This is a genomic window from Staphylococcus aureus, assembly GCF_001027105.1.
In the GTDB taxonomy this organism is placed as follows: domain Bacteria; phylum Bacillota; class Bacilli; order Staphylococcales; family Staphylococcaceae; genus Staphylococcus; species Staphylococcus aureus.
The window spans coordinates 406,922-424,666 of sequence record NZ_CP011526.1; the positions used below are offsets into that span (position 1 = coordinate 406,922).

At 31.0% G+C, this 17,745-nt stretch carries 21 protein-coding genes and 1 pseudogene; 16 read left to right on the top strand and 6 right to left on the bottom strand.

Annotated elements, in window-relative coordinates; translation table 11 throughout:
- Positions 1-3: 3 nt before the first annotated feature.
- Positions 4-1,512: an FKLRK protein gene (locus AA076_RS01925; protein ID WP_001208912.1), complete on the top strand. Its 1,509-nt coding sequence runs from the start codon at positions 4-6 to the stop codon at positions 1,510-1,512.
- A gap of 103 nt (positions 1,513-1,615) precedes the next feature.
- Here the strand turns inward: AA076_RS01925 and spn are convergent, their stop codons facing one another.
- Positions 1,616-1,924, bottom strand: a complete 309-nt coding sequence (spn, locus tag AA076_RS01930) for a myeloperoxidase inhibitor SPIN (RefSeq protein WP_000669519.1) — start codon at positions 1,922-1,924, stop codon at positions 1,616-1,618.
- A gap of 367 nt (positions 1,925-2,291) precedes the next feature.
- On the opposite strand from spn, the gene lpl1 reads away from it, so the two are divergent.
- From lpl1 to AA076_RS01995, 13 genes and pseudogenes are all read left to right on the top strand, one after another.
- Positions 2,292-3,065 carry a tandem-type lipoprotein Lpl1 gene (gene lpl1, locus AA076_RS01935; RefSeq protein ID WP_001813970.1) on the top strand — a complete coding sequence of 258 codons (774 nt, stop codon included), beginning with the start codon at positions 2,292-2,294 and terminating at the stop codon, positions 3,063-3,065.
- A gap of 30 nt (positions 3,066-3,095) precedes the next feature.
- Positions 3,096-3,884 carry a tandem-type lipoprotein Lpl2 gene (gene lpl2 / locus AA076_RS01940; protein WP_001836351.1) on the top strand — a complete coding sequence of 263 codons (789 nt, stop codon included), beginning with the start codon at positions 3,096-3,098 and terminating at the stop codon, positions 3,882-3,884.
- A 31-nt stretch (positions 3,885-3,915) separates the two neighbouring features.
- Positions 3,916-4,723, top strand: a pseudogene (locus AA076_RS01945) (tandem-type lipoprotein).
- 45 nt (positions 4,724-4,768) lie between these two features.
- On the top strand, positions 4,769-5,572 hold the full coding sequence (gene lpl4 / locus AA076_RS01950; protein WP_000971990.1) for a tandem-type lipoprotein Lpl4: 804 nt from the start codon (positions 4,769-4,771) through the stop codon (positions 5,570-5,572).
- Positions 5,573-5,590: 18 nt separating this feature from the next.
- A complete protein-coding gene (gene lpl5, locus AA076_RS01955) occupies positions 5,591-6,361 on the top strand; it encodes a tandem-type lipoprotein Lpl5 (RefSeq protein WP_000835991.1) in 771 nt (256 codons plus the stop codon).
- Positions 6,362-6,392: 31 nt separating this feature from the next.
- On the top strand, positions 6,393-7,184 hold the full coding sequence (gene lpl6 / locus AA076_RS01960; protein ID WP_000456138.1) for a tandem-type lipoprotein Lpl6: 792 nt from the start codon (positions 6,393-6,395) through the stop codon (positions 7,182-7,184).
- Between the two features lie 69 nt (positions 7,185-7,253).
- The gene (gene lpl7 / locus AA076_RS01965) at positions 7,254-8,030 is read left to right on the top strand and encodes a tandem-type lipoprotein Lpl7 (RefSeq protein WP_000649608.1); all 777 of its coding nucleotides are present in this window, start codon (positions 7,254-7,256) and stop codon (positions 8,028-8,030) included.
- A gap of 178 nt (positions 8,031-8,208) precedes the next feature.
- Complete coding sequence (lpl8, locus tag AA076_RS01970; protein WP_001797296.1) at positions 8,209-9,021, top strand: tandem-type lipoprotein Lpl8; 813 nt, start codon at positions 8,209-8,211, stop codon at positions 9,019-9,021.
- A gap of 18 nt (positions 9,022-9,039) precedes the next feature.
- Positions 9,040-9,825, top strand: coding sequence for a tandem-type lipoprotein Lpl9 (gene lpl9, locus AA076_RS01975; RefSeq protein ID WP_000835976.1), 786 nt, complete (start codon positions 9,040-9,042; stop codon positions 9,823-9,825).
- Between the two features lie 182 nt (positions 9,826-10,007).
- Positions 10,008-10,820 (top strand): tandem-type lipoprotein Lpl10, encoded by an 813-nt coding sequence (lpl10, locus tag AA076_RS01980; RefSeq protein WP_001805140.1) that lies wholly within the window; start codon positions 10,008-10,010, stop codon positions 10,818-10,820.
- Positions 10,810-12,138 carry a hypothetical protein gene (locus AA076_RS01985; RefSeq protein ID WP_000952537.1) on the top strand — a complete coding sequence of 443 codons (1,329 nt, stop codon included), beginning with the start codon at positions 10,810-10,812 and terminating at the stop codon, positions 12,136-12,138. Before lpl10 ends, AA076_RS01985 begins: the two co-directional genes overlap by 11 nt.
- A complete protein-coding gene (locus tag AA076_RS01990; RefSeq protein ID WP_000971498.1) occupies positions 12,135-12,458 on the top strand; it encodes a hypothetical protein in 324 nt (107 codons plus the stop codon). The genes AA076_RS01985 and AA076_RS01990 overlap by 4 nt, the downstream gene beginning before the upstream one ends.
- A gap of 18 nt (positions 12,459-12,476) precedes the next feature.
- Positions 12,477-12,791 (top strand): hypothetical protein, encoded by a 315-nt coding sequence (locus AA076_RS01995; protein WP_000172543.1) that lies wholly within the window; start codon positions 12,477-12,479, stop codon positions 12,789-12,791.
- 289 nt (positions 12,792-13,080) lie between these two features.
- Here AA076_RS01995 and AA076_RS02000 read toward each other — a convergent pair whose 3' ends face one another.
- Entirely contained in the window at positions 13,081-13,341 is a 261-nt protein-coding gene (locus AA076_RS02000; protein WP_001795576.1) for a hypothetical protein, read from the bottom strand.
- A gap of 118 nt (positions 13,342-13,459) precedes the next feature.
- Here AA076_RS02000 and AA076_RS02005 point away from each other — a divergent pair, with 118 nt between their 5' ends.
- Entirely contained in the window at positions 13,460-14,662 is a 1,203-nt protein-coding gene (locus AA076_RS02005) for a GTP-binding protein (RefSeq protein ID WP_001836353.1), read from the top strand.
- 658 nt (positions 14,663-15,320) lie between these two features.
- Here the strand turns inward: AA076_RS02005 and AA076_RS15885 are convergent.
- From AA076_RS15885 to AA076_RS15895, 4 genes are all read right to left on the bottom strand, one after another.
- Entirely contained in the window at positions 15,321-15,383 is a 63-nt protein-coding gene (locus AA076_RS15885; protein WP_014532416.1) for a phenol-soluble modulin PSM-alpha-4, read from the bottom strand.
- Between the two features lie 63 nt (positions 15,384-15,446).
- A complete protein-coding gene (locus AA076_RS14395; protein WP_014373779.1) occupies positions 15,447-15,515 on the bottom strand; it encodes a phenol-soluble modulin PSM-alpha-3 in 69 nt (22 codons plus the stop codon).
- 51 nt (positions 15,516-15,566) lie between these two features.
- Entirely contained in the window at positions 15,567-15,632 is a 66-nt protein-coding gene (locus AA076_RS15890; protein ID WP_014373780.1) for a phenol-soluble modulin PSM-alpha-2, read from the bottom strand.
- Between the two features lie 31 nt (positions 15,633-15,663).
- Positions 15,664-15,729 (bottom strand): phenol-soluble modulin PSM-alpha-1, encoded by a 66-nt coding sequence (locus AA076_RS15895; protein ID WP_014373781.1) that lies wholly within the window; start codon positions 15,727-15,729, stop codon positions 15,664-15,666.
- Positions 15,730-16,249: 520 nt separating this feature from the next.
- On the opposite strand from AA076_RS15895, the gene AA076_RS02015 reads away from it, so the two are divergent.
- Complete coding sequence (locus tag AA076_RS02015) at positions 16,250-17,734, top strand: NADH dehydrogenase subunit 5 (protein ID WP_000948279.1); 1,485 nt, start codon at positions 16,250-16,252, stop codon at positions 17,732-17,734.
- Positions 17,735-17,745 lie beyond the last annotated feature (11 nt).

A 17,745-nucleotide genomic window follows, 5' to 3' on the forward strand; every position in this document is an offset into this window, starting at 1 on the left:
ATCATGAGGGAAAATTTTAAGTTACGTAAAATGAAAGTCGGTTTAGTATCTGTTGCAATTACAATGTTATATATTATGACAAACGGACAAGCAGAAGCATCTGAAAATCAAAACGCTTTAATCTCTAATATAAATGTAGACAATCAGGAAAAACAGAATAATGTAAATCAAGCTGTTCAGCCTCAAAATAATACTAATGAAACATCAAAAGTACCGGCTAATTTTGTCAAATTGAATGATATTAAACCAGGTGATACTTCTATACAAGGAACAACTTTACCAAATCAATTTATACTATTAACTATTGATAAAAAAGATGTGAGCTCAGTTGAAGATTCTGACAGCAGCTTTGTTATGTCTGATAAAGATGGGAATTTTAAGTATGACTTAAATGGTCGCAAAATTGTTCATAATCAAGAAATTGAAGTGTCTTCATCAGATCCCTATTTAGGTGACGATGAAGAAGATGAAGAAGTAGAAGAAACTTCAACTGAAGAAGTTGGTGCTGAGGAAGAAAGTACAGAAGCTAAAGCTACATATACAACACCGCGATATGAAAAAGCGTATGAAATACCGAAAGAACAGCTAAAAGAAAAAGATGGACATCACCAAGTTTTTATCGAACCTATTACTGAAGGTTCAGGTATTATTAAAGGCCATACCTCTGTAAAAGGTAAAGTTGCTCTATCTATTAATAATAAATTTATTAACTTTGAGACAAATGCTAATGGTGGTCCAAATAAAGAAGAAGCGAAATCTGGATCAGAAGGAATCTGGATGCCTATTGATGACAAAGGATACTTTAATTTTGACTTCAAAACGAAACGTTTCGATGATTTAGAGTTAAAGAAAAATGATGAGATCTCATTAACATTTGCACCTGATGACGAAGATGAGGCATTGAAGTCATTAATTTTCAAAACTAAGGTAACGAGTTTAGAAGATATTGATAAAGCAGAAACTAAATATGACCATACTAAAGTGGAAAAAGTAAAAGTATTGAAAGATGTTAAAGAAGATTTACATGTAGATGAAATTTACGGAAGCTTATATCATACAGAAAAAGGTAAAGGTATTCTTGATAAAGAAGGTACTAAAGTAATTAAAGGTAAGACTAAATTCGCAAATGCAGTTGTGAAGGTAGACTCTGAACTAGGTGAAGGTCAAGAATTCCCTGATTTGCAAGTCGATGAAAAAGGTGAATTCAGCTTTGATGTAGATCATGCTGGATTTAGATTACAAAATGGAGAAACACTAAACTTCACAGTAGTTGATCCTATTACAGGTGAATTATTAAGTGGAAATTTTGTTTCTAAAAACATAGATATTTATGAATCTCCTGAAGAAAAAGCAGATCGTGAGTTTGATGAAAGAATGGAAAACACACCTGCATATCATAAATTACATGGTGATAAAATTGTCGGCTACGATACTAACGGATTCCCGATTACCTGGTTTTATCCATTAGGTGAAAAGAAAGTTGAACGTAAGGCACCAAAATTAGAAAAATAATTAAATAAAACAGCTTAATGATGTAATGAAATTAGTGAGTTAATCACTGACTTCTACGTCATTGAGCTGTTTTTTTGTGCTTTGTTACAAAGCATTATTGAATTTATTTTACGTGTTCATATTTTGAAACATCAAAGCCGTCTTGTTTAGCTTTGTTGATAATGTCTTTGATTGAATGTAGTCCTTTATCGGCGAAGTATGATCTTAAGTTGTCTTTTGTAGCTTGGTCAGCATTCTTATCTAATAACACATCAATATAACTTAATTCATGTTCTAAGAAGTTTGCATCATCATGTAGTACGAGTCCATTTTGAGAATAAACTTTCGCATCTGCTTGATTACCATATCCAACAACGCCAGTTGCTAAAACACCTACCATTGCCGTAGCTACTAAAACCTTTTTAAATTTCATATCTATCACTCCTCTAAAAATTGTAACTCCATCATAACACTGAATATTAAGAAAATTACGTTTATTAAGTCGATTTAATAATTTTTAATAAATAGTTAAAGTGACAAATATTGTTTAAATGCAATTAATCTTTAATACGATGCTTGAGGATTTTTCCTAATAAAACCTTGATTTCAAAAAGGGTTTAAATCAAATGAAACAATAATAAAAAAATGACGCAATATAATAATAAGTACAAATTTAATTAAGAAATTAAATTGATTGTATATGTATATTTTGGTAACGTAAAAGAGAAATATACAAAATAATTAATTATTTATATGAAAAGAGAATATAAATGAAGTATAAAACAGAGAGACGTGAAGCGATGGGATATTTAAAAAGGTTTGCATTGTACATAAGCGTTATGATTTTAATATTTGCGATAGCAGGTTGTGGCAAAGGTAATGAAACAAAAGAAGATTCAAAGGAAGAACAAATCAAAAAGAGCTTTGCGAAAACATTAGATATGTATCCAATTAAGAATCTCGAGGACTTATATGACAAAGAAGGATATCGAGATAGCGAATTTAAAAAAGGTGACAAAGGGATGTGGACGATATATACAGATTTCGCCAAAAGTAATAAACCGGGTGAATTGGATGATGAAGGTATGGTTTTAAATCTGGATAGGAATACTAGAACCGCTAAAGGCCATTATTTTGTTACTACATTTTACCGGAATGGTAAACTACCAGATGAAAAGAATTATAAAATTGAAATGAAAAATAATAAGATTATTTTATTAGATGAAGTAAAAGATGATAAGCTCAAGCAGAAAATAGAAAACTTTAAATTTTTCGGTCAATATGCAAATCTTAAAGAATTGAGAAAATATAATAATGGTGATGTTTCAATTAATGAAAATGTTCCTAGTTATGATGTTGAATACAAAATGAGCAATAAAGATGAAATAGTTAAGGAATTAAGAAGTCGTTATAATATTTCGACTGAAAAATCACCTATATTAAAAATGCATATTGATGGGGACCTGAAAGGCAGTTCTGTAGGTTATAGAAAGTTAGAAATTGACTTTTCAAAACGTGAAAACAGCAAATTATCAGTCATTGAATTTTTAAGTTATAAACCAGCGAAAAAATAGTATTGATAAGGAATATTAGGGTGTGAAAAAATGCGATATCTAAAAAAGCTTGCATGGTTCATAAGTGTTATTATTTTGGGCATTTTTATAATAGGTTGTGATAGTTCAAGCGATACTGGGGAAAAAGCAAAAGAAGATTCAAAGGAAGAACAAATCAAAAAGAGCTTTGCGAAAACATTAGATATGTATCCAATTAAGAATCTCGAGGACTTATATGACAAAGAAGGATATCGAGATAGCGAATTTAAAAAAGGTGACAAAGGGATGTGGACGATATATACAGATTTCGCCAAAAGTAATAAACCGGGTGTATTAGATAATGAAGGTATGATTTTAAATTTGGATAGAAATACACGTACGGCCAAGGGATATTATTTTGTAGATACTATATATGACAATCATGAAAACTCTTATAGTAAAAATTATAGAGTTGAGATGAAAAACAATAAAATTATTTTATTAGACAAGGTGGAAGATCAAAAACTTAAAGAAAGAATAGAAAACTTTAAATTTTTCGGACAATATGCCGATTTCAAGAGTTTGAAAAGTTACAACAATGGCGACGTTTCAATTAATAGTAATGTTCCAAGTTATGACGCGAAATTTAAAATGAGTAATAAAGATGAAAATGTTAAGCAATTAAGAAGTCGTTATAACATTCCTACTGAAAAAGCTCCAATATTAAAAATGCATATTGATGGGGACTTAAAAGGCAGTTCCGTTGGATATAAAAAGTTAGAAATAGACTTTTCAAAAGAAGAAAATAGCGAATTATCAGTAGTCGATTCATTAAATTTTCAGCCTGCCAAAAAAAAATAAAGATGATGAATGATAGGGAGGATGTGAAACAATGTGGTCAATAAAAAGAATTGGAATGTACACAAATGTTATAATTTTGAGCGTTTTTATAATAGGTTGTGATAGTTCAAGCAATAATGCAGAAAATCAAAGAGAAGACTCAAAAGAAGAACAAATCAAAAAGAGCTTTGCGAAAACGTTAGATATGTACCCTATTAAGAATCTCGAGGATTTATATGACAAAGAAGGATATCGTGATGGTGAGTTTGAAAAAGGCGATAAGGGGACGTGGGTATTGTATTCAGCTATGGTATCACAACCAAAAGGCGAGAGTTTAAAATCACGAGGAATGATATTAAAGTTAGATAGAAATAAGAGAACTGCTAAAGGAAGTTATATTATTAGAGAATTGAAAGAAGATAAAAATCATGATGTTCAAAAAAATGAAAAGAAATATCCAGTGAAATTGGTGAATAATAGGATAGTTTTGATAAAAGATGTTAAAGACAAAAAGTTAAAAAAATGAAATAGAGTCGTTTGAATTATTTTCACAATATGGAAACTTTAATCATTTTGATCGGAATGAGATTACTAATATTTCATATAATCCTAATGCTCCCAATTACTCTGCAGAATATAAAATGAAGAAAAATGACAGAAACATTCAACAGTTGAAAAAGAGATTTAATCTAAAAACTAGCAAGACACCAAAATTATTGTTTAAGGGATCTGGAGATATAAAGGGGTCTTCTGTAGGATATAAGGAAATAGAAATCATATTTAGTAGAAGTAAAGAAGAAAGCATTTATTATGTTGACAGCGTTGAGTTCGTTCCAAGTAACAAAATAACAAAAAGTTGATATTAGTCAACAAAAGCAAATATTGAGAATAAAGAGAGTTGTGAAATGATGGGTTATTTAAAAAGACTTGTATTGTATATAGTTATTATGGTTATGAGTGTTTTTATAATAGGTTGTGATAAATCAAGCGATACTGCAGAAAAATCAAAAGAAGACTCGAAAGAAACACAAATCAAAAAGAGTTTTGCGAAAACGTTAGATATGTATTCAATTAAGAATCTCGAGGAACTATATGACAAAGAAGGCTATCGAGATGGCGAATTTGAAAAAGGTGACAAAGGGATGTGGACGATATATACAGATTTCGCCAAAAGTAATAAACCGGGTGAACTAAGTAATGAAGGCATGGTCTTGTACTTAGATAGAAACACACGCACAGCTAAGGGGTACTACTTTGTCAGGACGTTTTATCGCAAGGATAAATTACCTGATAGAAAAAATTATAAAGTTGAAATGAAAAATAATAAAATCATTTTATTAGATAAAGTAGAAGATAAAAAGCTTAAACAAAAAATAGAAAATTTTAAATTTTTCAGTCAATATGCAAATCTTAAAGAATTGAAAAACTACAGCAATGGTGATGTCTCAATTAATGAGAATGTTCCAAGTTATGACGTGAAATATAAAATGAGTAATAAAGATGAAAATGTTAAGCAATTAAGAAGTCGTTATAATATTCCTACTGATAAATCACCGGTATTAAAAATGCATATTGATGGTAATTTGAAAGGAAGTTCCGTTGGAGATAGGAAGTTAGAAATTGATTTTTCGAAACGTGAAAATAGCCATTTATCAGTAATAGATTCTTTGGATTACCAGCCAGCGAAAACTAATAAAGATGATGAATAATGAGGATGGTGTGTAACAATGAAGTCTATAAAAAGGATTGGATTGTGCATAAGTCTGTTGATTTTAAGCATTTTTGTAACATCTTGCGATGGTGATAATAAGATCACTGGAGATTCAAAAGAAACACAAATCAAAAAGAGCTTTTCGAAAACGTTAGATATGTATCCAATTAAGAATCTCGAGGACTTATATGATAAAGAAGGATACCGTGATGGCGAATTTAAAAAGGGCGACAAAGGAATGTGGACTATATATACAGATTTTGCTAAAGGCAATAAATCAGACGAATTGGATGATGAAGGTATGGTTTTAAATCTGGATAGAAATACTCGAACGGCTAAGGGATATTATTTTGTTAAGAAATTTTATGAAAAGGATAAATTACCTGATAGAAAAAATTATAAAGTTGAAATGAAAAATAATAAAATTATCTTATTAGACAAGGTAGAAGATCCAAATCTAAAAAAGAGAATAGAAAACTTTAAATTTTTCGGACAATATGCAAATTTTAAGGATTTGGAAAATTACAACAATGGCGACGTGTCAATAAATTGGAATGTTCCAAGTTATGACGTGGAATATAAAATGAGCAATAAAGATGAAAATGTTAAACAATTAAGAAGTCGTTATAACATTCCTACTGATAAAGCTCCAATGTTAAAAATGCATATTGACGGGGACTTAAAAGGTAGTTCTGTTGGATATAAAAGGTTAGAAATAGATTTTTCAAAAGAAGGTAGGGATATTTCAGTCATTGATTATTTAAGTTATAAGCCAGCGAAAAAATAGTACTGATAATTAAATATTAGGGTGTGAAGGAATGGAATATCTAAAAAGGCTTGCATTGTTAATAAGTGTTATTATTTTGACCATTTTTATAATGGGTTGTGATAGTCAAAGCGATACTGCAGAAAATCCAAAAGAAGGTTCAAAAGAAGCACAAATTAAAAAGAGTTTTTCGAAAACGTTAGATATGTATCCAATTAAGAATCTCGAGGATTTTTATGACAAAGAAGGATATCGAGATGGCGAATTTAAAAAAGATGATAAAGGTACTTGGCTAATTAGATCCGAAATAGTTAAACAGCCAAAGGGCAAAGTGATGAAAACAAGAGGTATGCAATTATATATTAATAGAAATACCGAAACAGCCAAAGGTTTCTTTGTTTTGAAAGAAATAAGTGAAAATAATAATCGTGTAAATAAAGATAAGGAGGAAAAATACGAAGTGAAAATGGTAGGAAATAAAATTATTCCTACTGAACAAATTAATGACGAGAAAATAAAAAAAGAAATTGAAAACTTCAAGTTTTTTGTGCAATATGGAAACTTTAAAAATTTCGAAAAATACAACAATGGTGAGTTTTCATATAATCCTGAAGCACCAATTTATTCGGCTAAATATCAATTACACAACGATGATTACAATGTAAGGCAACTACGTAAAAGATATGACATTTCAACAAAAGAAACACCGAAGTTACTTTTGAAAGGTGGAGGAGATTTAAAAAATTCCTCAGTTGGTCAAAACGATATTGAATTTACTTTTGTTGAAAGAAAAGGTGAGAATATTTATTTTAACGATAGTGTTGAATTCATACCAAGTAAGTAAAGTTAAATTAAAATGTGTGGTTAGATGAAATGATCAAATATCAAAAAATGTGCAAAGAGATGTGACAAGATGAAGTGTTTTCAGAAATTATACATATTTATATTAATTTTAATCGTATTAATGGCAGGATGCGAAAGTAATAAGATCACTGGAGATTCGAAAGAAACACAGATCAAAAAGAGCTTTGCGAAAACATTAGATGTATACCCTACGAAAAATCTAGAAGATTTTTATGACAAAGAAGGATATCGAGATGGCGAATTTAAAAAGGGTGACAAAGGGAAGTGGGTTATTAGATCTGAAATGACAACAGAACTGAAAAATGAAAATATGGTATCTAAAGGTATGGTCATACGTTTAAATAGAAATAGTAGAACATGCACTGGTGAATATTTTGTCAGGATAGTTAAAGAAGACAGTGAGGGCAAGGTATATAGTGATGAACGAAAATATCCAGTGAAAATGGAAAATAATAAAATCATTACATTAAAACCAATCGATGATGAAAAAGTAAAAAAAGAAATTGAAGAATTTAAATTCTTCGTACAATACGGGAATTTCAAAGAATTGGAAAACTATAAAGACGGAGAAGTGACATATAACCCAGAAGCACCAATATACTCTGCACAATATCAATTGAAAAATAGTGATTATAATGTAGAACAACTACGTAAGCGATATAATATAACGACGAAAAAAGCGCCTAAATTATTATTGAAGGGTTCAGGTAATTTAAAAGGCTCATCAGTTGGATATAAAAATATTGAATTTACCTTTGTTGAAAATAAGGAAGAAAATATTTACTTCACAGATAGTATTAATTTCAACCCAAGTGAGGATAAATAAGTATATTTAGTATTACAAAAACGTTAGAAAAATTAATAATAAAGTTAAATTAACAAACTGTATTAAATTCATATAGTCAGTTTTGTTTGATGACATGATAGTAGAAAAATTATTATTTTAATAGGTTGTATGAACTATACAAATATTTATAAAAATTAAAACAGAGAGATGTGAAATGATGGGGTATATAAAAAGAATGGCTTTATACATGAGTGTATTTCTTTTAATCATTTTTATTGTTGGATGTCGAAATATGAAAGATGAACAGAAAAAAGAAGAACAAACAAATAAAACAGATTCAAAAGAAGAACAAATCAAAAAGAGTTTTGAGAAAACATTAGATATGTATCCAATTAAGAATCTCGAGGAGTTATACGACAAAGAAGGATACCGAGATGGCGAATTTAAAAAGGGTGATAAAGGGATGTGGACGATATATACAGATTTCGCCAAAAGTAATAAACAAGGTGGATTGAGTAATGAAGGTATGGTCTTATACTTAGATAGAAATACACGGACTGCAAAGGGACATTATTTTGTTAAGACATTCTATAATAAGGGCAAATTCCCAGATAGAAAAAATTATAAAGTTGAAATGAAAAATAATAAAATTATCTTATTAGATAAAGTAGAAGATACAAATCTAAAAAAGAGAATAGAAAACTTTAAATTTTTTGGACAATATGCAAACCTTAAAGAATTGAAAAACTACAACAATGGTGATGTCTCAATTAATGAGAATGTTCCAAGTTATGACGCAAAATTTAAAATGAGCAATAAAGATGAAAATGTTAAGCAATTAAGAAGTCGTTATAATATTCCTACTGATAAAGCACCGGTATTAAAAATGCATATTGATGGTAATTTGAAAGGAAGTTCTGTGGGTTATAAAAAGTTGGAAATTGACTTTTCAAAAGGTGGAAAAAGCGATTTGTCAGTAATAGATTCTTTGAATTTCCAGCCGGCGAAGGTAGATGAAGATGATGAATGATGAGGATGGTGTGTAACAATGAAGTCTATAAAAAGGATTGGATTGTGCATTAGTTTGTTGATTTTAATCATCTTTGTTACATCTTGTGATGGTGATAATAAGATCATTGGAGATTCAAAAGAAGAACAAATCAAAAAGAGCTTTGCGAAAACGTTAGATATCTACCCTATTAAGAATCTCGAGGATTTATACGACAAAGAAGGATATCGAGATGGCGAATTTAAAAAAGATGATAAAGGTACTTGGCTAATTAGATCTGAAATGAAAATCCAATTAAAAGGAGAAAATCTGGAATCTAGAGGAGCAGTTTTAGAAATTAACAGAAATACTAGAACGGCTAAAGGGCATTATATTGTTAGAGAAGTTGTTGAAGATAGCGATGGAATGACACACAATCATACAAAAAGATATCCTGTGAAAATGGAAAATAATAAAATGATTCCATTAAAACCAATCGATGACGAAAAAGTAAAAAAAGAAATCGAAGAATTTAACTTCTTTGTACAATACGGGAATTTCAAAGAATTGGAAAACTATAAAGAGGACGAAGTGTCATATAACCCAGAAGTACCAATTTACTCTGCAAAATATCAATTGAAAAACAGTGATTACAATGTTGAACAATTAAGGAAGCGATATAATATCCCGACGCAAAAAGCGCCCAAATTATTATTGAAAGGCTCAGGTAATTTAAAAGGTTCATCAGTCGGATATAAAAATATTGAATTTACCTTTATTGAAAACAAGGAAGAAAATATTTACTTCACAGATAGTATCTACTTTAATCCAAGCGAGGATAAATAAATATAATTACTAATATAAAAAATAACGTTAGAACATTTAATAATAAAGTTAAAATGAATTACATGTATTAAATTGAATAAGTTAGTTTTGTTTGATAACATAAAAGTTGAATAATCACTATTTTAATAAGTTGTATGAAATATTCAAATGTTTATAAAATTAAAACAGAGAGATGTGAAATGATGGAGTATATAAAAAAAATTGCTTTGTACATGAGTGTATTACTTTTAATCATTTTTATTGGGGGATGTGGAAATATGAAAGATGAACAGAAAAAAGAGGAACAAACGAATAAAACAGATTCAAAAGAAGAACAAATCAAAAAGAGTTTTGCGAAAACGTTAGATATGTATCCAATTAAGAATCTCGAGGATTTATACGACAAAGAAGGATATCGAGATGGTGAGTTTAAAAAAGGCGATAAAGGTACGTGGACTATACTTACAGGTTTTTCAAAAAGTAACAAACCAGGAGTATTAGATGATGAAGGCATGGTGTTATATCTTAATAGAAATACCAAAAAGGCAACAGGTTATTATTTTGTAAATAAAGTTTATGATGATATTAGCAAAAATCATAATGAGAAAAAATATCGTGTTGAACTAAAAAATAATAAGATTGTTCTTTTGGATAATGTAGAAGACAAAAAACTTAAACAAAAAATTGAAAATTTTAAATTTTTTAGTCAGTATGCTGATTTTAAAGATTTAAAAAATTATCAAGATGGAAATATAACAACTAATGAAAACGTACCGAGCTATGAAGCACAATATAAAATGAACAATAGTGATAAAAATGTAAAAAAACTTAGAGAAATTTATCCAATTACAACTAATAACTCTCCAAATCTAAAATTATATATAGATGGTGATATAAAAGGAAGCTCAGTAGGATATAAAAAAATAGAATATAAATTTTCAAAAGATAAAGGTCAAGAGACAACATTAAGAGATTATTTGAATTTTGGACCGTCTGAAGGTGAGAATGTTGAGTAGGAAGTATAAAATAGATTTAAAAGCAATTAATCAAAATACTGAGTCTACAAGTGCTATTTCGAAAGCGTCATACGAAGTTGAGAATGCTAATAATAATGGTCTATCAAAAAGAGACGTGATTAATCAATTTAATGATTTGAAAAAAATGAAAAAATTCCCTTCTAATCTTGAATATGTTGATAGTTACACTGATTCTCTTACTGGAGTAACAACTTCTGCTTTTTTAAATAAAGATACAGGCAAAGTAACTCTCGGGATGACTGGGACTAATTTACAAGACGAAGCCTTTAAAAAGTTAAAAGAAGGTGAATTTTCAAGACAAAATGTTACCAATGCTTTGGAAACAGTTAAAGATGGATATGCAGATCTTAAAATATTATATTCTCCTGCATCTGATCAAAACTATAGATATGCGAATACACAAGAATTTATAAATAAAATAAAAAGTAAGTATGACATTGATTTTATTACTGGACATTCACTAGGTGGAAGAGATGCGGTAGTTCTAGGAATGAGTAATGGTATTCCGAACATTGTGGTTTATAATCCAGCTCCTATTTCTATAACTAGTTTGAATCCTAATTCCCCAGATGGAAAACGTTTATTAGAATTATATAAAAATTATAAAGGTAATATTACTAGGTTTGTTGCAGAAAATGATGCATTGACAGAAAATCTGAAGAAATATAAGCATTATGTTTTTTTCGGTAATGATAAAGTCTTTAAAAATGGTAAAGGTCATGAAATGGAAGGCTTTCTGACCGAAGAAGAACAAAAAGCTATAAAAAAAGAACTTAAAAAACTACAAGGTTATGCAGAAGAAAATAATAAGTCATTTGTAAAGAATTCAAATAATGCTATCTCTAAATTAGCTAGTATAGAATTACTTAGAGCAAATATGATGACTACAAATGGAGGAGGATTATCTTCTTCGCAGCAAAAAGTTTTAGAAAGTTTAACAGCTTTAACAATTGCGCAGTCATTCAGTCAACTGATAGACGATGAAATTAATCAAATCAAAAAAATGTATAATGAAAAGAAAAAGAAATTTGGAAAAAATTGGGAAGACGCTCAAAAAGCTGGAAAAGCTGTAGGTGAAGATTTGAGTGTAAATGGAGTTCTCAATGCTTTAGATGAAGGTCAAGTGAATGAAAGTAGTATGGTAAGAGAACCTGAACAAATGATATCTGCAAAAGAAAGACAACTTTCAACGATAGGGTCTTCTGTATCAAATTATATTATGAGAGTTAGACTCAGTATTAATGAAATCGTTGATAAAGATCAAGTGCTTGCATCACAAATAGGTGGATTACTATGATGTTTAATCAAATTAATAATAAAAATGAATTAGAAGAATCATATGAATCTGAGAAAAAACGTATAGAGAATGAACTGCAAAATTTAAATGAACTTAGGCATAGAACTCGAAAAGAAAATGAACGTAGTTATGATGTTTTTCAATATTTGAAGCACGAAATGAATTATAGTGAAGATGCCCAAAGGAAAATGACGAGAAATATAGAAGCGTATGAGCAAGAAATCAATGAGATAATTAGAAAGCAAGAATGGAAATTAGAAGAATATAAAGAAGACTTAAAAAAGTCTTATGAAAAGCAGTTAGATAAGCTAAGTGACTGATAATTTGGAGGAGATTAAATGACTCTAATAGAACCAGATATGACCTTAAGAATGCCAGATATAAGTACTACAGTAGAAACACTTAATCTCATATCTAAAATGGAAGCGCAAAAAGAAAATATTCGCACAGTTATTGCACCTGAACATAAGCATAAATACAAAGATATTGAAAACGGATTAAAAGGTGAAGAAAAAGTATTAATTGAACAAATGGCGCAACATTGCGAAGCTTTTAAAGCTAATTTTAAAGGTGCAGCTCAAGGAGATTGGGTTAAAAGTGCCATGTCTGAGATAGACAGCATTAAGGATGACCTGAAAAAAATTAATAGCTAAACTACATATCATACTACTAAATAAAGCGACCAATGTTCAGTATATTCACAACTGACACTAGGCCGCTTCTTTTTAATTTATATTATTCCCATGTAAAGTAATTCGAACCGAATCGAAATATCACACTCTCAATTGTAAAAAAACAACTTAAATTACTGTCCCGCATTAAACATGACCACATTCGTAACAGCAACAATAAAAATCCTCAAGTACTAAAAGCTATGATCACTTTATCAAAATCAACGCAAGTTAACCTCTCCCGAACTACCCGTTACTCATCACCTTCACCTTACAAACCATAAAGCGCTGCAGTTAAGTATTGAATGGCATAGCCAATTGAAATGAAAATAGCAATCGTTATAATAGCACTGCCAATGGTATATAAAGTATGTTTCGTAGATAATCCTTCAGTCTTTGAACCAAAAACACTGAGTAGAATAAATGCAATACCAGTAACATATAAAACTAAAATGACAAATAACATGTTTATACACCTCGATTCTCTTTCGTGAGATATATCTTTGTCTCCATTATAAAGTAAAGCGCTCAATAATTTAATTAAGTATACTATTTTTTTATTATCGAAGATTGCGAAAGAGGAAACGCTCCTATATAATGTAAAACGGAATTATTCCTATTTACAAATAAATTGAAGTGAGGGTATATATATGGCTAAAATTCCAGTTACGGTATTAAGTGGTTATTTAGGCTCGGGGAAGACAACGTTGTTAAATCATATTTTACAAAATCGAGAAGGTCGACGTATCGCGGTAATTGTAAATGATATGAGTGAAGTAAATATCGATAAAGATCTTGTCGCAGATGGTGGGGGACTATCGCGTACAGATGAAAAATTAGTCGAACTTTCTAATGGTTGTATCTGTTGTACACTTAGAGACGATTTATTAAAAGAAGTTGAGCGTTTAGTGAAAAAAGGTGGCATCGATCAAATTGTTATTGAGTCAACAGGGATTTCAGAGCCAGTACCTGTTGCACAAACTTTCTCATATATTGATGATGAACTTGGCATTGATCTTACAGCGATTTGCCGTTTAGATACAATGGTTACAGTTGTGGATGCTAACCGCTTCGTACATGACATCAACTCAGAAGATTTATTGATGGATCGTGATCAAAGCGTTGACGAAACAGATGAGCGTTCGATTGCTGATTTATTAATTGACCAAGTTGAATTTTGTGATGTATTGATTATTAATAAAATTGATTTAATTAGTGAAGAAGAACTAGCGAAGTTAGAAAAAATGTTAAGCGCATTGCAACCGACTGCTAAAATTATTAAGACAACAAATTCTGAAGTAGATTTAAAAGAAGTCTTGAATACGCAGCGTTTTGATTTTGAAAAAGCGAGCGAGTCAGCAGGATGGATCAAAGAACTTGAGTCTGGTGGGCATGCATCGCATACACCTGAAACAGAAGAATATGGTATATCATCGTTTGTATATAAACGTCGTCTACCTTTCCATGCTAAAAGGTTCAATGATTGGTTAGAAAGCATGCCAAATAATGTCGTTCGATCAAAAGGTATCGTATGGCTAGCACAATACAATCACGTAGCATGTTTATTATCTCAAGCAGGGTCATCTTGCAATATTCATCCAGTTACATATTGGGTGGCTAGTATGTCTGAAGCGCAACAAACACAAATATTAGCAGAACGTCAAGATGTCGCAGCTGAATGGGATCACGAATATGGCGATCGTCATACACAATTTGTCATTATTGGTACAGAATTAGATGAAGAAAAATTAACAAAAGAACTCGACGCATGCTTAGTCAATGCGCAAGAAATTGATGCAGATTGGCAACAATTTGAAGATCCATATCAATGGCAAATTAGACCAGCACGATAAGTTGAATGAAGTATAATCATTTTTGAATTGTGGCTTAATTGTTTGCAATTTATGACAATTAATAAAAAGTTAAGGTGTTCTTAGGATCTTTTTGTTTTCAATCTATCTAAAGTGTGATAGTTTTGATAAAGCAGAAATTTGCATTTTATCCATAGGGCTAGGACATGTATGTGTCTTAGTCCTTTTTATATTTACGTTGATGAAAAATGGCAAAACCATCGTACCAACTGTTAATTGAAGGTACAATCATTGTTTAACAGTCATAAAAATGAGTGAAGTAAATGCAGCTATCAATGTACTATTAACACTTACGGTCACACGAGTGTTTCAGTCTAAACGTGCAACGCAATTCCGCACGTGGCCAATATATCTTGCGCTAGATCATGAAAATCATTAAGATTTCGCATGCCAAATCATGAATGTCTCAGAACTCGAGTATCAAACATAAAACACGCCACAAAAATATAACGCGTCAGACTACAAAGATCACGAATATTCCGTATGTCCCACTAAGAACGTCCTATACAAAAAACACCAAGACCATTTATTTGCAACAAACTAACAAGACTCACCTCACATCAATAAATCAACACAAAGCAAAGCCACCATCCCTATTGGTATAGTGGCCTGAGAATTTTAAGTATTCAATTCGCTTAAATTATTTTGCGAAAATGTCGATAATTGCTTTGATGATTTTAATGATAGTACCTACAATAGCCATCGTTTTGTCCTCCTGTATGTTGATTTAACATAGTGATGAGTTGTTGATCGTTAATGTTTGAGATTAGTTGTTACCTAAAAATTTACCAAGTAAATCTTTAAAGAATTTGAATAATTTTGCTACGAATTCCATGTGAATGGCCCCCTTCAAATAAGATGTTCATATCTATGAGATTTTTATAACTTACTTACCAGTGAATTTCTCAATTAATCCTTTAATGAATTTAATGATTCCTGCAATGATACCCATGTGAAAGACCTCCTTTGTTTGTTATGAAATCTTATTTACCAGTGAATTGTTCGATTAAGCTTTTGATAACTTTAATGATGCCAGCGATGATACCCATTAAGATTACCTCCTTTGCTTATGAGTTAACTTCATTGTACATAGTTATCTTGTGCGTAATTGATTTTTTTCCTAACTTGAATTGTTATGATCATAACTGCGAATTTTTTATTTTAAAAGGACGGGAAATACTGCCTAACTGTACAGGTGCATTTACAAAATCTTTACAATCATTGGTTTAATAGAGGTTAAGCTCATGAATTTGACATGAAGCAGAAATTTAATTATATTTTATGTTATAAGTTTAAAACGAATAACACGTTAGGTCTCGTCTAGGCAAAGCATATTTATGAAGATGAATTGAACAGACAGAAGTAACATTTTATATACATATGTGCATGGGAGCACGCTTAAAGAGAACACTGCAACAAGGTATATCAACGTACCGTGATGCAGTGTCTAGTTAAACTGAAACCTGCAATAGTAAATTTTCTGCCATTATGTACAGAATCTACTATTGTAGGTTTTTATTTTTATACATAAGCAATTATGCGAGAGATTAGAAATAAGGAGGTTATGCAGTGTTAAGTTTTCAATTGCTATTTTCACTGTTTGTTATTGCGCTTATCATTGCATTGATAAGTGGCTTGTTGTTTTTAGCACCAGTTATGCCAATGAGATATATTAAATTACATTTATACATACTAGTCATGCCAGTATTATTTGCAGTCATTGGCTTTTTCGGTATTCATGGTCAACATGTCTTAGGTCCATTTAAAATAGATCGTTTATCTTGGTTATTAGCTGGCTTTGTAATGGCGCTTGGCTTTATTATTCAAAAGTTTTCAATGCGATATTTACTAGGTGATCATCATTATAGACATTACTTTCCATTGTTCACTGCGATTACGTCGTTTGCATCTTTAGCATGGATGTCTGAAGACTTAAGACTGATGGCACTCTGCTGGGGTATTACATTATTATGTTTAACATTGCTGATGAACGTTAATCGTTTTTGGAAAGTGCCACGTGAGTCTGCGAAATTATCAAGCATGACATTTTTATGTGGTTGGCTTGCATTCGTTGGAGCAATTGTAACTATTTATATTGCGACTGGCGAGTGGCGGGTACCACAACATATAGTTCATCCGACATGGTCATTGTTGACGAATGTACTACTTGTATTAGCTGTCATGATACCGGCAGCACAATTTCCTTTTCATCGATGGTTGATTGAATCTGTAACGGCACCAACGCCAGTATCGGCAATTATGCATGCAGGAATTGTGAATGCAGGTGGTGTTATTCTAACTCGTTTTGCGCCGATATTTGATAATGGATTTGCGTTATCATTATTACTTATCCTTTCTAGTATTTCTGTATTGTTAGGATCGGGTATTAGCTTAGTTCAAGTTGACTATAAACGCCAATTAGTGGGCTCTACGATGAGTCAAATGGGCTTTATGTTAGTTCAATGTGCATTGGGTGTATATTCAGCAGCGATTATTCATTTAATATTGCACGGTATTTTTAAAGCAACATTATTTTTACAATCAGGTTCTATCGTGAAGCGATTCAATATTCCAAAACAAGCATCTGCTAAAGACGCTTATGGCTGGATTGTCATGGGACGTGTATTAGCTATTATCGTGGCATTTCTATTTTGGATGAGTAGTGACAGAAGTGCATATGAAGTGTTAAGTGCACTCATTCTAGGATGGTCATTACTTGTATCTTGGAATCAAATGGTAGCCTTTAGTAAAGGACGCATGGCACGTCTTGTTGGTATGATTTTGATTGCAATCGTGACATTTATCTACGTCATCACACATAATTATTTTTACGCTGTATTACAAAATATAACAACACATGCGACAACGCCGCCTACAGTGAGTGTCATCATTAGTGTTGTTATTTTAATCTTTGGCAGTTTATTAAGTATTTGGGTGGCGCGGCATCGATACTCTAAGGCTTTTGCGGTATTGTACGTGTGGTTAGTTAATCTAGGTGAAGCACGCTCGAAAGCGATAGAAAGTCATCCGAATTATTTGAAGAAGTATTTATAGGAGGTGAAAGG

Bases quoted from the DNA above. Each gene is read 5' to 3' on its own strand.
- AA076_RS01925 (WP_001208912.1), top strand. From the start codon at position 4: ATGAGGGAAAATTTTAAGTTACGTAAAATGAAAGTCGGTTTAGTATCT.
- spn (WP_000669519.1), bottom strand. From the start codon at position 1,924: ATGAAATTTAAAAAGGTTTTAGTAGCTACGGCAATGGTAGGTGTTTTA.
- lpl1 (WP_001813970.1), top strand. From the start codon at position 2,292: ATGGGATATTTAAAAAGGTTTGCATTGTACATAAGCGTTATGATTTTA.
- lpl2 (WP_001836351.1), top strand. From the start codon at position 3,096: ATGCGATATCTAAAAAAGCTTGCATGGTTCATAAGTGTTATTATTTTG.
- lpl4 (WP_000971990.1), top strand. From the start codon at position 4,769: ATGATGGGTTATTTAAAAAGACTTGTATTGTATATAGTTATTATGGTT.
- lpl5 (WP_000835991.1), top strand. From the start codon at position 5,591: ATGAAGTCTATAAAAAGGATTGGATTGTGCATAAGTCTGTTGATTTTA.
- lpl6 (WP_000456138.1), top strand. From the start codon at position 6,393: ATGGAATATCTAAAAAGGCTTGCATTGTTAATAAGTGTTATTATTTTG.
- lpl7 (WP_000649608.1), top strand. From the start codon at position 7,254: ATGAAGTGTTTTCAGAAATTATACATATTTATATTAATTTTAATCGTA.
- lpl8 (WP_001797296.1), top strand. From the start codon at position 8,209: ATGGGGTATATAAAAAGAATGGCTTTATACATGAGTGTATTTCTTTTA.
- lpl9 (WP_000835976.1), top strand. From the start codon at position 9,040: ATGAAGTCTATAAAAAGGATTGGATTGTGCATTAGTTTGTTGATTTTA.
- lpl10 (WP_001805140.1), top strand. From the start codon at position 10,008: ATGGAGTATATAAAAAAAATTGCTTTGTACATGAGTGTATTACTTTTA.
- AA076_RS01985 (WP_000952537.1), top strand. From the start codon at position 10,810: ATGTTGAGTAGGAAGTATAAAATAGATTTAAAAGCAATTAATCAAAAT.
- AA076_RS01990 (WP_000971498.1), top strand. From the start codon at position 12,135: ATGATGTTTAATCAAATTAATAATAAAAATGAATTAGAAGAATCATAT.
- AA076_RS01995 (WP_000172543.1), top strand. From the start codon at position 12,477: ATGACTCTAATAGAACCAGATATGACCTTAAGAATGCCAGATATAAGT.
- AA076_RS02005 (WP_001836353.1), top strand. From the start codon at position 13,460: ATGGCTAAAATTCCAGTTACGGTATTAAGTGGTTATTTAGGCTCGGGG.